Source organism: Bacillus sp. AM1(2019) (assembly GCF_009906915.1).
Taxonomy (GTDB): Bacteria; Bacillota; Bacilli; order Bacillales; family Bacillaceae; genus Bacillus; species Bacillus velezensis.
Map to the genome: position 1 here is coordinate 1,984,996 of NZ_CP047644.1, position 15,945 is coordinate 2,000,940.

The window sequence follows — 15,945 nt, forward strand, 5'->3', positions numbered from 1 at the left end:
AATAATGCTTTTCCCTAAAAGTTCAATTGAATAGAATCAAGCGCGTTCTCTTCTTCCTCATTGCTGCCGCTCAATCCGATATGTTCGATTAGAATGCTAGGCTGTTCCAAAATCGCCGATAGGATGTGTAAGTAGTCGTTTGATAAAACCTCGATTCTGCTTTTCTTAAACAGTTTTTTCGAATATTCAAACAGTCCGTGATAGTTGTCGCGGTCCGCCTGAATCGACAAGGTCAAATCGAATTTGGCAACCGGATGATGAAATGGATACGGCTTGAGTTGAAGGGAATCGAAAGTCAATTCAGCATGATCAAGATTTTGCAGCACAAACATCGTATCGAATAAAGGATTACGGCTTGAATCTTTTGGAAGATGCAGATGCTGAATTAATTCTTCCAATGGATAGTCTTGATTTTTATAGGCGTTCAGCATGTTTTCTTTTACTTCGTTTAAGTAGGCATCAAATGTTTTACGGCCCGCCGGGTGATTGCGAATGACTAACGTATTGACGAACATTCCCACGACCGGCTCTACATCCAAATGAGTCCGCCCGGCAGATGGCGTTCCTACGATAATATCTTCTTGTCCGCTGTATTTGGATAAAAGAATCGTATAGGCTGCCAATAAAATCATATACAGTGTTGCTCCTGTGTCTTCTTCCATTTGGCTTAAACGCTGTTTCAAGTGTTCGGGTATAAGAAATTCAAATGATTCGCCTTCGTAATCGCGTATGGCAGGCCGCTCATAATCCGCAGGCATATCCAGTACAGGAATATCACCGTGAAACTGATCCAGCCAATACGCTTCCTGGCTCTTGATGTTCCGTTTCTGAATGTCCGATTGCTGCCAAACTGCAAAGTCTTTATATTGAATAGAGAGCGGGTCCGGTTCGTTCCCCTCGTAGATTCGGCTTAAATCTTTCATCAGAATATTGACGGACACGCCGTCAGAAATGATATGATGCATATCAACCACAAGCACGTGCCGCGCAGGTGCAATTTCAATCAGTCCGGCCCGCATCAGCGGCGGTTTGGCTAAGTCAAACGCTTTGATGAAATCAAGCACACGGTCTTCCGCTTCTTCTTCGCTTGCTTGAATTCGTTCTATCGTAAAGTCGACGTTCTGATGAATACGCTGTGCCGGCTCGCCTTCATATAAATCAAAGCTGGTCCGTAACGCTTCATGACGCGCGATTAATTTTCGGAAAGCGGCGTTTAACCGTTCGGGATCGATCGTCCCTTCCACATTCATGGCACCCGTCATATTGTAAGTCAGCTCGCCGCCTTCTGTGTGACTTAACAAATACATCCGCCTCTGAGCTGAAGAAACCGGATAATATGGCATTTCCTTTGCAGCCGGAATCGGTACATATCGATTTTTGTCCATGTGTAACGCCTTGTCAGCCAATTGTTCAATGGTAGGAAACTTGAATATGTCTTTGAGAGACAGATTCACATCCAGCTCTTTGTGAATTCTGGCGGCTAAGGCAGCCGCTCGGATGGAGTTGCCTCCGAGATCAAAGAAATTATGTTTGATCCCCGCATGGCTTATTCCGAGCACTTCCTTCCATAAATCTGTCAGTTTGGACTCCGTCTCATTACCCGGCGGTACATATTCAGCTGTCTGCTGCAGACTCGCTTCTGGTGCAGGCAGGGCCTTACGGTTTATTTTCCCGTTAGATGTTAACGGCATATGCTCCAGATGGACAAAATAGGACGGAACCATGTAGTCCGGAAGCTGCGATGACAATTGTTCCCTAAGCTGCGCAGCCGCTATAGGCTTGTCGCTTACGTAATACGCGCATAATTGTTTTAAGCCGTCTTCTTCTTCTTTCACTGTAACCGCGGCTTTTTGCACCGCTTCCGCGTTATGCATCGCTGCTTCAATTTCACCAAGCTCGATTCGGTGGCCCCTGATTTTGACTTGTTCATCAACGCGCCCAATATATACAAGATTTCCGTCCTTCAATCGCTTAGCCAAATCCCCTGATTTGTACATCTTCGCTCCCGGGACATACGGGTTTTCAACAAATTTCTCTGCCGTTAAATCCGGGCGGTTCCAATACCCTCTGGCAACACCCGGTCCGCTGATATATATTTCGCCGATTACCCCGAACGGAACCAGGTTTCTGCTTGCATCGGCCACATAAATATCCGTGTTGGCAGCCGGAGTGCCGATCGGTACAAATTCCCGCTTGTCCCGTTCTGCGTCGAAGTGATAAATCATACATCCGACGACAGCTTCCGTCGGTCCGTATTCATTGAAAATGTCCAGCCGGCCTTTAAACTGCTCGCTGACACTTTTGGCCAGACGGGTGCTTAAATTTTCTCCGCCGACAATCATTTTCCGTATTGCAGTGCCGCCAGCGATATTCATCTCCTTGATGACGTGCAGGTGTGCCGGGGTCAATTTGATCATGTCTATTCTTGAGTCCCGCATAATCTCAGAAAGCACAGCGCTTTTGTCTTCGCCGTCAAAGACAATGATGGTATTTCCCGTAACCAGCGGTGTAAATATCGAGGTCACAGTCAGATCGAAAGAGATGGAAGAGTATAATGGGAAGTTGGTTTTCTCACCTCTTACATAAACCTCTTTCGCCCACCAAATATAATCAGCCAGTCCCTGATGCTCAATGAGTACACCTTTTGGATTTCCCGTCGAACCTGACGTATAGATCATGTAGGCCAAATCATGCGCATCGCTGTCCGATTCAAGATTCGAGTGATCCTCATGGTATGAGTTTTCCTCATCCAAAAGCACAACATCACCATCATACGGTAATTGATCCAGCAGGCTGCGCTGTGTCAACACAACCTCCGCTCTTGAATCTCTCAGCATATATTGAATCCGATCTTCCGGATATTCAGGATCAATGGGCACGTATGCGCCGCCGGCTTTCAGAACAGCCAAAATTCCGACAATCAGCTCGATCCGATGCGGGCAGATGATGGCAACGAATTGATCCGCTTGTACGCCTTTTGTCCGTAACGTCCGCGCCAATCGGTTCGCCCGTTCATTGAGCTGTCTGTACGTATACCGCTCATTGCCAAAAATAACAGCTTCATGATCGGGACTCTGTTCCGCCTGCATTTCAAACCATCGATATACCGTTTCCTTATGCGGATACGGCGTCTTTGTGCCATTACACTCCGTCAGCAGTTGATGTCGTTCGGTTTCAGACAGCATAGGAACGGAAGACAATGTCATCTCCGGCTGCTCAACAAGACTGTTTAAAATGGCGGTATAGTGTCTGGTGATCTGTTCAATGGTGTCTTTTGTGAATCGTCCCGGTTTATAATCAAAATGCATCTCTATCTGTTGACCGGCATCTTCGATCGTAAGCATCAAATCATATAAAGAGACCCCTGGATTTCGTTCTTTCACTTTAAATGTACATTCATTGTGCCGGATTTCATGAAATTCAATGTTTTGAAACACAAACATCGTGTTAAACAGAGACTTTCCGGTTGTTTCCCGCTGCACATTTAATTTCTCCACAAGCCGGTCGAATGGATAGTCTTGGTTTTCGAAAGCGTCAAGCGTCTGCCGCTTTACTTCTTCCAGATAATCCGTAAACGTTCTATTGGCGTGCGGCTTCGTCCGGATTCCAATGGTTTGTATGAAAATACCGATGATCTTTTCGATATCCGGATGATTTCTTCCTGAAGCAGGCGTGCCAACGACAATGTCTTCTTGTCCCGTATATTTATGAAGCAGCACATTATAGGCGGCCAGAAGCACCGTATAGAGAGTGGTTTCCGCCTTTTGTGCCAAGTCTTGAAGCGATCGGATGACATCCGGCTGTAAGGAGCATGTCACACGCTGTCCCTCAGAAGACCGTTCTGCCGCTATTGAACCGTCTGTCGGCAGGTCGAGGATGGGAATTTCGTCTTGAAATTGTTCCAGCCAATATGTCTCCTGCCGCTTCATGGCATCGTCATTCAGCCGTTGGTTTTGCCATTCTGCGAAATCTTTATATTCAAATTCAATGTCCGGTAATGGTTTCTGATGATATAAAGCCAGCAATTCATTTGTAAGGATGTTGACGGAATAACCGTCCGAAATGATATGATGCATATCGATGAGCAGTTCGGCTTGCTCGTTTTCAATCTTGATCAGCTCCGCACGAACTAACGGAGCTTGGTCCAGGCGGAACGGTTTTACAAACCGGTCTGAATAGGCATCAAATTCATCCCGGCTCATTGTCCGGACATGAACGTTAAAATCAACTTCGTTTTCAAGTTTCTGAACGATATCGCCATCTATAATGTCGAAATACGTGCGAAACGCTTCGTGCCGCTGCATCACTTGTTGAAGAGATGAGATCAGGGCTTGCTCATCGTACTTCCCTGTTATTGATATGTGGCCGAACATATTTTGCGCCAGCTGATCCGGTTCCAGCTGGTGCAGGAAATATACTCTTTGCTGTGCCGGCGATGTCGGGTAATACGCTTTTTTCTCAGCAGTCTTCATCGGGAGGTGTATGACTTTCGTTTCGTTCTGAATGAAACGTGCTAATTCCTTAACAGTCTGGTGATTGAAAAATTGTCCGATGGAAACCTTTTGATGAAATGTCTTCTGAACTTTGGAAAGCATAAGCGTCGCCTGGAGTGAGTTTCCTCCCAGAGCCAGGAAGCGGTCTGATCTGCCAACCCGTTCAAGGCCGAAAAGTTCCTCCCAAATCCGCGCCAGCTGCCGCTCCGTTTCATTTACCGGCGCCTCATAGGCTTCAGTAAAATTTGCCGTATTGCTTCCTATTGAAGAGACCCGCTTCTGGTGATCGGCGTAAAGTGCTTGTAAATCATGCTGTTCTTCATCGAAAAACATCATCATGGCGTCAAGAGGGATTGAATCTCCCTCAACCATTTTTTGCAGCAATTTTGTAAAACCCGCTCCCCACTTTTTCATGATTTCCGGACTGATGACGTTCGTATTAAAGTCGAAATCAAGAACATATTCTTGATGTGCGTCTGTTATGTTCAGAAATAAATCGTACAGGGTGCATTTTACCGGGTATGCTACGGGCTCCGCCTCCGCCTTTCCGAAATGCAGCTTTCGAAAAGGTCTGTCTAAATTAAAGATAATACGCATATCCGGCACTTGATCGTGCGGAAGCTCTCTGGCCACCAGTGTCATCGGGACGGCTTGGTGCCGCATTGCAAGATTCACGCTTTCTTTCATATTGCCAAGATAACCGGATAAAGTGCTTTCTGAAGAAGACGTGTTCTTCACCGGAATCATATTGACGCAATTTCCAATCAGAGCATGCTGTTTCATATGCGATTGACCTGCTGCGGGGATCCCGATCACAAGGCCTGACTGTTTGGTAAGCCGGTGCAGAAAAAGATGAAATGCACCCAGCATCGTCACAAATACGCTATTTTTCATCTGAATGCTTAATGACCTTAAAGCCTCGCTCAATGGCCGTCCAAGCCTGACGGTACACCGGTCTCCCTCATACCGGTTCGGATAACGGACAGAAGCTGTGCTTGGCAGAATTGGCTGCTGTATCGGTTCAGAAAAATGACGCCGCCAATAACGGACCCCTTCTTCATAATGGCCGCTGTCAATCTGTGCCTGCTGCCAGTCTAAGTATTGGCGAAACGAAACATCTGCCTCTTTCGGTGAAATCGGTATTCCTTGTACTATTGCCGCGTAGCTGCTCTCCAGTTCTTGAACAAAAACGGCGATTGACCATCCATCGGCAATGATATGATGGAACGTGAGCACAATCAGATGTTCATTGTGAGCCGATGTAAGCACATGGATTCTAAACAAAGGCTTTTGTTCATGGAAATGAAACGGCCGCTTGGCATCTTCTGTCAGCCATTTTTGGATTTCCGGCTCCCGATGTTCATGCGGGAGACCGGTAAAATCAATGACAGGTATATCTATATTCATCCGTTCCTGCACTTGCTGTACCTCGTCATCGGGATGAATCACCGTACGTAAAGCTTCATGACGGTCAACGATATGCCGGACGGCTTGTTTTAATGGTGTATGCTGCAGTTCGCCCTTCACTTTCAGCATAATGGACTGGTTTAAAGCGGCGGAAGCTTCATTCCCGTAATGGGATGCCATAACCAACTGCTTTTGTTCAGGTGAAAGCTCGCGCGTCCCGGACTTTTTACGGCCTCCGCCATCAGGGGAATCCGGGCCTTCCGGAATAAATCCGCCTCGGCGAAGATCCTCCACCGTGTCTTTCACCGCTTGAATAATATTTTCGATATCATCCGCGGTATGCGCCGCAGACAAGAAGCAGTTGCGTCCCTCCCATACATAGACCCCTTTATAGTTGAGATGGTAAAAGAACAAGTCATTATCAAGCGATGAGACAAACCGGAATAAAGAACCGAATCGAACCATGCGGATAGGCACTTGCGCTTGTTCGAAGCAGCGATTCAGCTCATCGACCAGGTAGGCTGTTTTTTGATTAAGCTGCTCATACAGATGCTCTCCTTCGGTTTGTAAATGGCGAAGGACGGCTAATGACATCCTCATGGTAAGCGGGTGAGTATTGAAGGTGCCGGCCACAAACGTGCGTTTCGCCTCGTCTTGCGGGTAGGAATCGTCCCCATACTGCCAGGTACCCCCGTCGATCGCATTCATGAACTCAGCTTTTCCGGCAACTACCCCTAACGGCTGTCCGCCGCCGATGATTTTTCCGTAGGTCACTAAATCAGCCTGAATGCCGAACCATTCCTGTGCGCCGCCAAGACCGATCCGAAATCCGGTAATAATTTCATCCATAATCAGAGCTGTTCCTGATTGCTGCGTGATCGCCCGCAATTCTTTCAAAAATGCCCGCGGCTGCAAATCCGGTCTGCGGCTTTGTACCGGTTCTACCAGTACGGCTGCCAATTCATCACCAAGACTGCGGATCACGTCCAGCGAATCGGGATTGTTGTAATGTAAAATAATCAAATCATCCATAAAGCTCTGCGGTATGCCCGGAGCCAGCGGATTCGCAGACGCAGCCCCGCCTTTTGTGCCGGCTACCCCTAATACGCCGTCAAACGTGCCGTGATAAGATCCCGAGAACACCACGACTTTCTTTCTTCCTGTTGCCGCCCGCGCCAAACGCAGGGCAACCATGACGGCCTCTGTTCCGGAATTATAGAAAGCGACCCTTTCCACTCCGGTACATGTGCGGATCCGGTCGGCAACTTCACCGGCGACATCTGACATCGGGCCGAGCGGAGGCAATGATGAACGGGTTGAATCATCGATAACCTGTGTAATAAAGGAAGGATGATGCCCGAAAAGGTTAACCCCGAATCCCATGGTGATATCGATATATTCATTTCCGTCAATATCCCACATTTTAGAACCGTCAGAACGTTCGGCGATAATCGGGTATACGATTTCCTTCCAATACGAACGGAAGCTGGACAAATTGCGGTTGTTTGCATGAGCAAATCGGGTGTTGTCCGTATATTGTTTGGAACCTTTCGTTTTATCTGCGTATTTCTTGATGAAGTCTTCTAAGTATTGTTTTTGCCGTGCGGTATAGTGTCCCTGATCATTCAGGTTCTGAGGCTGGAAAGGAACATAGGGTTTCGCTTCTTGAGCCGCTTTCTTTTCTGCATTGACGGTCGGATGCCCCTGCTTGACAGAAGGAATTGATTTCTTTTGCGCTTTAGCGTATTCTTTCTCATCGGAATGATGTCCGCTGTTTCTCAACAAATTAAAGCTATTTAATTGAGCTTGCAAGGTATCCTGAATTAATTGATTCTGAGAAGCGATTATTTTTTCGAGCATATGCTCTTGATGACCTTCTCTGCGATCCGATTCAGACTGCGCTTCTGAAATGACCTGTATTTCCTGCGCCGGAACATTTTCTTGAGGCGGAGCGGATGCAAAGGACGACGGAACGGTCTCAGCCAAGTAATCTATGACACTTTGAAGGTTGTTCATCGTATCAAAAAAACGATCCATCGGGATGTCTACCCCAAATTCGTCCGCAATGGCTTTTTTGACCTGTGACAGCATGATAGAATCCATTCCGAGCCCGATAAAATGAGCATTCAGATCGAGTTCCTCCGCTCTGATCCCTGAAGCGTTGCTGATTACAGTTTTCAGGAAGGATTCAATGTGCGCTTTCGATTGATTGATATTCAATGCTGCTCCTCCTTTCTTTTCGCCCTCGTTTAAGCGCAATTGGTCAGCTTCAGCCCAGCATCGGCTCCGTTCAAACGGATACAGGGGCAATGGCGTCTTTTGTACAGTTTCACCGGAATAAAGCGCGCGCCAATCGATAACGGCTCCTTGCACAAATAATTCGGCTGCGCGATGCAGCCATGTGATCCGTTCATCTTGCGTACGTAAACGCTGCTTAATCAGAGCGGCTGCTTGTTGATTCAGCTCTTCTTTATGAGCAGGCAGCATTTCCTTCATATTCTTGTAACCGATGTATACACCGGGAAGGTTTCTGTCTCCCTGAATCAGGCGGGTCAGCTTATCCGATAGTTCTTGTTTACCGGATACAATCATGGCAATGCCATGATCCAGATGAGCCCTGCCCGTACTGGCTGTATAGCAAATGGACTTTAATGAAGCTTGGCTGTCATCCGATACATATTGCCGGTACTGCTGTGCGAGTTCATAGAGTGATTTTTCAGTATGAGCGGATAAAACAAATAGGTGCGGCCCATGTTCATCCTCGGGTGCATACTCACTTTGAGAAATATATTCTTCCAATACCACATGAGCGTTCGTTCCGCTAAAACCGAACGAGCTGATTCCGCCTCGCAGCGGCTCATCACCGGATGTGAACGCTGCAGCTTCCTGGTTTACGTAAAATGGTGAAGAGTGAAAATGAATGAGCGGATTAGGTTCATTAAAGTGCGCTAACGGCGGATTTTTCTTGTGATTCAGCATGAGGACAGATTTGATCAGCCCGACGATGCCTGCCGCTTCAAACAAATGACCGATGTTCGATTTAACAGAACCAATCGCACAAAATTGTTTTTTTGCCGTATACTTTTCAAACGCTTTACAAAGTCCGTTAAATTCAACCGGATCGCCGAGCTTCGTCCCGGTGCCATGCGCTTCGATGAAAGACAGTGTTTCAGGGGCAATGCCCGCGTCTTTCCAAGCCGTCTCAATGACCTCAGTCTGAGCTGCCGGATTCGGTGCTGTAATCCCGGCGGTTGTTCCGTCTTGATTCATCGCGCTTCCCTTGATTACGCCGTAAATATGGTCTCCGTCGCGAACAGCATCCTGCAAAGGTTTTAGCAGGACTGCGGCCGCGCCTTCACCTGTGCCCGTGCCGTCTGAATCTTTGCTGAACGTTTTCGTGTACCCGTCCGAAGATTCCATATCAAGCCCGATACAGATCGGCAAGAGCGATGTTCGGATACCTCCGGCAAGAGCCATTTCACAATCGCCGGATATTAAAGATTTGCATGCCATATGAACAGCAGCAAGCGATGAGGAGCATGCCGTATCCACTGTGACCGCCGGCCCTTTTAAATTTAAGAAATAAGCGATTCGACTGGCTAGCACGGAAGGGAGATTGCCCACGATATATTGATGAAGTTCCTCCGGATAATTCGCAGAAAGGAGACGTTCATAATCGTAGCCCACCTTCGAGTACCCCGCATATACCCCGACACGGCTCCCGTTCATGCTCCCGCCGGCATAGCCCGCATCTTCAATCGCATGCCATGCAGACTGCAAAAACAGTCTTTGGTTAGGGTCCATAAACTGAGCCGCTTTAGGAGCTAAACCGAAGAACGAATAATCAAAGCGGTCGATTTCATCTAAATAGCCGCCCTTCACAAACTGACTCTCATTGAACTCGCTTTGGATGGACTTTAAATAATCCGCCGCATCTTTCAGCCGGGATTCGGGGTATTCTCGAATGCTGTGCTCACCTTTTTCAAGCAGATTCCAAAAATCACTTTTCGTTGACGCTCCCGGGACATTGAGCGACAACCCGATAATGGCGATATCTTTCGGTGTCACATGGCTTGGTTTCGCTGCCGCGTCCTGCTTGATTTCAGCCCGGCTTTCAGACAGATATGCCGCTAAATCAGTGATAGAAGGATACGTAAAGAGATCTGAAACGGCAAGCTCGCGTCCGAATTTCTGTTCTATGCGCTCGGCAATCTGCGATAATTGTAATGAATTTGCTCCCATATCAAAATAACTGTCAGCGAGGTGAACCTTTTTCCCGTTGAGCACATCGGAAAAGATAGACAGCAATTCCGTTTCTATCTCATGAATGGGTGTCTGTCCGGATGTTTCCGTGCTGCTCTCCAAACATTCATTGATGGCGGCAGACTCTGTTGAAAAATTCCCTGCCTCATACTGTCTGGCAAGTTCGTAGCGTTTAACCTTTCCGCTGGTTGTTTTAGGGAGTTTTCGGATCGGAAGGACTTCTTTTATGCTCCAGCCGCCCCGCTTGTACAAATGCTTTTTTATCTCTTTGACAAGCGGTGCGAATTTTTCAGGTGATTTTTTGTAAACAACAAAGAGCACGATTTCTCCGCTTTGTGTCTTTTGATCATATACACCGCAGGCGGCAACCCTTCCTAAGTCAACCTCTTCCATTTCAATCGCGACCCGTTCAATATCGTGCGGGTAGATATTTTTTCCGTTCACGAAAATAATGTCCTTTTCTCTTCCGGTTACGACTAAGTTACCACTTTCACTAATGAATCCGAGGTCTCCCGTTTTTACCCAGCCGTCAGAAGTCAGCGCTTTTTCCGTACTCTCTGGGTTGTTATAATACCCTTGCGTCACATTGTCTCCTTTGATGTGGATATGGCCGATGATTCCGTCTTCTACTCTTTCATTTGTTTCATCGGAGATCCGAAGCTGACAATAGTCAATAGGTTGTCCCACCTCGACGAATGAAGCGCAATTTTGGTCCTCTTTGCTGACTTTTACAGCTCTTTCACCAAGATTTAAATAGTCACGATGCAAATAAACAGGAACGAATTCTTTACCTATTTTAGAGAACGCTGCGCCAACCGAAGCTTCCGCTAAACCGTAAACATTCAAAATGGCGGATCTTTTCAGATTGAATGCTGCGCATCTTTTCAAAAATTCGTCACACAGCTCCGGCAATATCGGTTCTGCACCGTTTGCGATGACCTTGATGTGGGATAAATCCCAGTCTGGTTCGTTTTTCAGAAATTTAAGGAAGTAGTTGTACCCGAAATTAGGAGAGGATAGAATACTGGCTTTATGTTCATGAGCTTTTTTCATCCAAAGAATAGGTCTGCGAATAAATAACTCTGTAGGCATTAGATTTTGATTGATTCCGGTTATGAAGGGAACAAGGTGGCAGGCGATGAGCCCCATATCATGCGTTAAAGGCATCCATGATAAGAAAGAGTCTTTCGAATGAACGTGTAGGGCAGTCCCAATGGCGCACGTGTTATGTATTAAGTTGTGATGCGTTAACATGACTCCTTTTGGATCTCCTGTCGATCCGGAAGAAAATTGGATAAAGGCGAGTTCATCCGCATCAGGTTCATAAAATGAAGCGGGGTAATCGTAGGTTTGATCTTGAATGATGTCAGATTTTTCGTTTAATTGATGATGGAAATCCTGTAAATCGTGCTCTGCAGCGTATTTCTTTATTTTGTCCAATACTTTTTCAGAGGCAATCAGAAACGGATGATTTAATATATTCCAAATGCGCCAGACCTTCAGCTTATGGTCATCATCTTCTCCGATACTGACCGGCACCGGAATCATTCCTCCTAATATACAAGCCCAAAAAGCAACGACAAATGATTTGTTTTCTTGGATTTGAAATACAATTTCCTGCTTCGGCTTAATGCCGAGATGCTGTAAATAGCCAAGATACCCTTGCGCCTCTTCAAACAATTGGCGGTAAGAGACAACCGTCTCGTTTTTATCGGATTCGATAAAACGGATCCCGCGATCAGAGATACTGCTTCTTTCCCGAATGACATCTACTAAGGTTTGGAATTGACTGGTATACATAGGTCCCCTCCTGGGCGCTTTATTTTAAAATCCGCAATTCTTCCCAAGCCGGAAGCTGTTTAGCTTCACAAATTAATTTGCATAAATGGATCGAATGTTCGAGTTCTTGCTCTGAAAGCACGTCTTCATGCCTTTTCATTCTCTCTTTCAGCTCTTGGATTTGCGTAAATAATGGCGTCGTCATAGTGGAATAAGCCGCTGAATCCTTGTTGTAATTTCGCGCAATGACGGATTGAATCATCAATTTATTCAGTTGTTTTTTGCGTAAATGGACAATATGTTTCTTTCTTTCCGCTGGATTGGAAAGCGGGGGAACATCAGATGTCTGTCCTAAGGGATAGGGTACAATGTGATTCGTTGTTTTTCTCAGCAGACCGGCTAAGACATTGTTCGGACCCATTTCGATGACTTCTGTGACTCCATGTAAAAGCAAGTAATGCATCGATTCTGTCCATCTAACCGGCAACGTCATGTGCTGCTTGAGATGTTCGCTGATCGAATTTCCGCTGCTGTAAGGGCGCGCGGTGACATTTGAAATGATCGGCCATGCGGCATCCCGGAAGGAATACCGGTGTAATACAGTCTGGAATTGTTCGGAGGCTGATCGTATCATCGAACTGTGAAAAGGCGCACTGACATTCAAATAAGTGTATGCCGCACCCTTTTCCTCCGCCATCTTGATGACACGTTCCACAGCTTGCCGGTGTCCGGAAATCACATGCTGCTGTTCTGAATTCATGCAGGCTACTCCTGCCGGAAAGTCTTCCGTCGACACTTTCGAACATATTTCTTGCAACGTTTGAAGAGAGAGGTGAGTCACGGCGGCCATCGCCCCCTGCTGCTGAGGATCTGCATTTTGCATAAGAATTCCCCGCTCCCTTACAAGTGTAACGGCATCCCGAAAAGAAAGGGCACCGGCACAGACAAGCGCTGAATATTCGCCTAAGCTATGGCCTGCCAGGAAGCGGGGCTTCACCCCTATTTCCTGCATATACACTTGAAAAGCAATAACACTGACCGTTAAAATAGCGGGCTGCGCGTTCATTGTCTTTGTCAATTCATTCATATCTCCGTTAAAACACAGTTTTTTTACATCCAAGGAGATCGCATCGCTCGCTTCTTCAAACAATCTCTTTGCGAGCACAAAATCATTCCAAAATTGTTTGCCCATTCCTACAAATTGAGACCCTTGTCCAGGAAATAAAAAGGCAAGATTGTTCATGAGATTCCTCCGATCATATTGAACAGGGGATACAATATCCTACAAAATATCCCTTTATCTAACATCCTAGCATGATTATAACAAATGTGTATAGAATACTTTCGGAGGAGTTATTGTTCGTTTTCACAAACGAATTAGATATATTTATTCATAAAATAAAACATGGGGGTTTCGCCGAAAATCAGTCCTAAAGAGAGATGATGAAAGCCGGGGTGGAGCCTGTTACCGGCTCTTCTTCACTTCGGACGCGCTCTTCATGTTTCATATGTTTTAGGGCTATTGGCATTATTGTGTCAGAAATTACATATTTTCTGTTTATTGTAAAAAATCATTTGTATATCTGTGAAGGATTGTAAACTGATTGCGCTTAATTATAAATGTGGTGCAAGAGATGGATCTGGATGGGGAACATCCGCAAGGACGAAATACGCCGCAGAACATGCGAATGACCCTGCCCGGATACCGATTGACGCAGTAAATCGGCCTATTGAGTGAGCAAGGTTTTCAGGCATAAAAAAACAGCCGTTCAGAGCGGCTGTTTTTTTAAAAAGTATAAGAACTATTGAGCGGTATACCCGCCATCCATAACTACGGCCTGACCTGTGACCCCTTTTGCTTTGTCGCTGGCCAAAAATACGGCGTAATCAGCGATTTCCTTCACTGACAGCAGCCGTTTTTGGGGGACGAGCGGAAAGATGACGTCCTCAAGCACCCGTTCGTACGGTACATTCCTTGTTGCGGAAATGTCCTTTAACTGATTGCGGACAAGCTGAGTGTCCACATATCCCGGACAAAGCGCATTGACGGTGATGCCGTCAGCCGCGCCTTCAAGTGCGCCGACTTTCGTTAAACCGATGACGCCGTGCTTGGCGCTGTTATATGCCGCTTTCCCGTGAAAACCGATCAGTCCGTTAACAGACGCCATATTAATGATTCGACCGAATTGCTGTTTTTTCATAATGGGAAATGCATGCTTCATTGCGATAAATGGCGCAGTCAGCATGAGACGAATGAGCCGTTCAAACTGTTCGGTGGGAAATTCCTCGATGGGCGCGACATGCTGAATGCCGGCATTATTCACAAGGATATCGAGACGTCCGAATTGTTTCTCGACCGTCTGCAGCATGTCGGCCACTTGCTTTTCATTTGTTACATCGCATGTGATGCTGACTGCTTCACAGCCTTCATCTTTCAGTCTTGCCGCCGCTTCTTTCCCCGCTTGTTCGTTTATATCAGAGATGATGACGGCTGCTCCTTCACGGGCGAATTCTTTTGCGATTTCAAGCCCGATTCCTCCGGCTGCTCCTGTTACAACGGCTGTTTTTTCAATAAGCAATGAATGCATGACGGCACCTCCTCATTTTGGTCTGACCCCGTTTTTTAACGACTGGCTGACAGTAAAATGACCTTCTGTTTTCTCAAAGACCTCCTCTATTGTTACACCTTCCTGCAGTTCGGTGAGCGTCATACGGCCATCATGAAAATCGAATACAGCCAAATCTGTGATCAGCCGATCGACCACCTGCCTGCCGGTAAAAGGCAGCGTACATTCTGTTCTCACTTTAGATTCCCCATATTTATTCACGTGCTCCATAATGACAATAATCCGTTTTGCTCCGTGGACCAAGTCCATGGCGCCGCCCATTCCTTTGATCATTTTTCCTGGGATCATCCAGTTCGCCAAATCTCCCCGTTCGGACACTTCCATCCCGCCGAGGATCGCTACATCAATGTGGCCGCCGCGAATCATGGCAAAGGATTCGGCACTGTCAAAATACGAGGCTCCCTTTACTTCGGTGATGGTTTCTTTTCCCGCGTTGATCAGATCGGGGTCCTCCGTTCCTTCCGCCGGATAAGGCCCGATCCCGAGCAAGCCGTTTTCAGACTGAAGCAGGACGTTATAATCATTCGGTATCTCATTGGCTACAAGCGTCGGCATCCCTATCCCCAAGTTCACATTCATTCCGTCCTTAATTTCCTTTACAGCCCGTTTGATCATTCGTTTTCTGCTATCTCTCATTCTGTCAGCCTCCTTTATCATGCTTGCCGGACGGTGCGGCGTTCAATCCGTTTTTCATGAATCCCGCCGAGCAGCACGTGCTGCACAAAAATACCCGGCGTATGAATTTGATCCGGATCAAGCTCTCCGGCATCGACGATTTCTTCAGCCTCTGCAATCGTCACTTTGCCTGCCATTGCAGCGAGCGGATTGAAATTTCTCGCCGTCTTTCTGAACATCAGGTTGCCCAGAGGATCGGCTTTCCAGGCCTTTACGATGGCGGCGTTCCCTGTAATCCCTTTCTCCAGAAGATAGGTGCGTCCGTCAAATGTCTTATGTTCTTTTCCCTCGGCTACTGATGTTCCGACGCCCGCAGGTGTGTAAAACGCCGGAATGCCCGCCCCTCCCGCGCGAATTCTTTCTGCGAGCGTTCCTTGGGGCACCAATTCGACTTCCAGCTCCCCGCTTAAAAACTGCCGTTCAAAGGTTTTGTTTTCTCCCACATAGGATGCGACCATTTTTTTGATCTGCCGGTTTGCAAGCAAGAGGCCTAACCCCCAATCATCAACACCGCAGTTATTACTGACAACGGTCAAGTTTTTTACGCCGCTGTCCCTGATCGCGAGAATTAATTGTTCCGGAATGCCGCACAGGCCGAAGCCTCCTGCGATGAGGGTGTCTCCGTCCTTGATCAGTGCAGCAGCATCTTGATAAGAGTCCATCACTTTTCCTTTTCCCATATTCGTTTCCCCTTTCTGTTT

General features: G+C 46.9%; 5 protein-coding genes. All 5 read right to left on the reverse strand.

Annotation, left to right across the window (positions count from 1 at the left end; genetic code table 11):
• Positions 1 to 14: 14 nt before the first annotated feature.
• Positions 15 to 11,963, reverse strand: coding sequence for a bacillomycin D hybrid PKS/NRPS BamA (gene bamA, locus GNE05_RS09655; RefSeq protein ID WP_160182701.1), 11,949 nt, complete (start codon positions 11,961 to 11,963; stop codon positions 15 to 17).
• Between the two features lie 19 nt (positions 11,964 to 11,982).
• Entirely contained in the window at positions 11,983 to 13,185 is a 1,203-nt protein-coding gene (gene bamD, locus GNE05_RS09660) for a bacillomycin D biosynthesis malonyl-CoA transacylase BamD (protein WP_060561613.1), read from the reverse strand.
• A 559-nt stretch (positions 13,186 to 13,744) separates the two neighbouring features.
• Positions 13,745 to 14,530 carry a 3-hydroxybutyrate dehydrogenase gene (locus GNE05_RS09665; protein ID WP_060561612.1) on the reverse strand — a complete coding sequence of 262 codons (786 nt, stop codon included), beginning with the start codon at positions 14,528 to 14,530 and terminating at the stop codon, positions 13,745 to 13,747.
• 12 nt (positions 14,531 to 14,542) lie between these two features.
• The gene (locus GNE05_RS09670) at positions 14,543 to 15,205 is read right to left on the reverse strand and encodes a CoA transferase subunit B (protein WP_160182702.1); all 663 of its coding nucleotides are present in this window, start codon (positions 15,203 to 15,205) and stop codon (positions 14,543 to 14,545) included.
• Positions 15,206 to 15,222: 17 nt separating this feature from the next.
• Positions 15,223 to 15,924, reverse strand: coding sequence for a CoA transferase subunit A (locus GNE05_RS09675; protein WP_007410135.1), 702 nt, complete (start codon positions 15,922 to 15,924; stop codon positions 15,223 to 15,225).
• Positions 15,925 to 15,945: the final 21 nt, after the last annotated feature.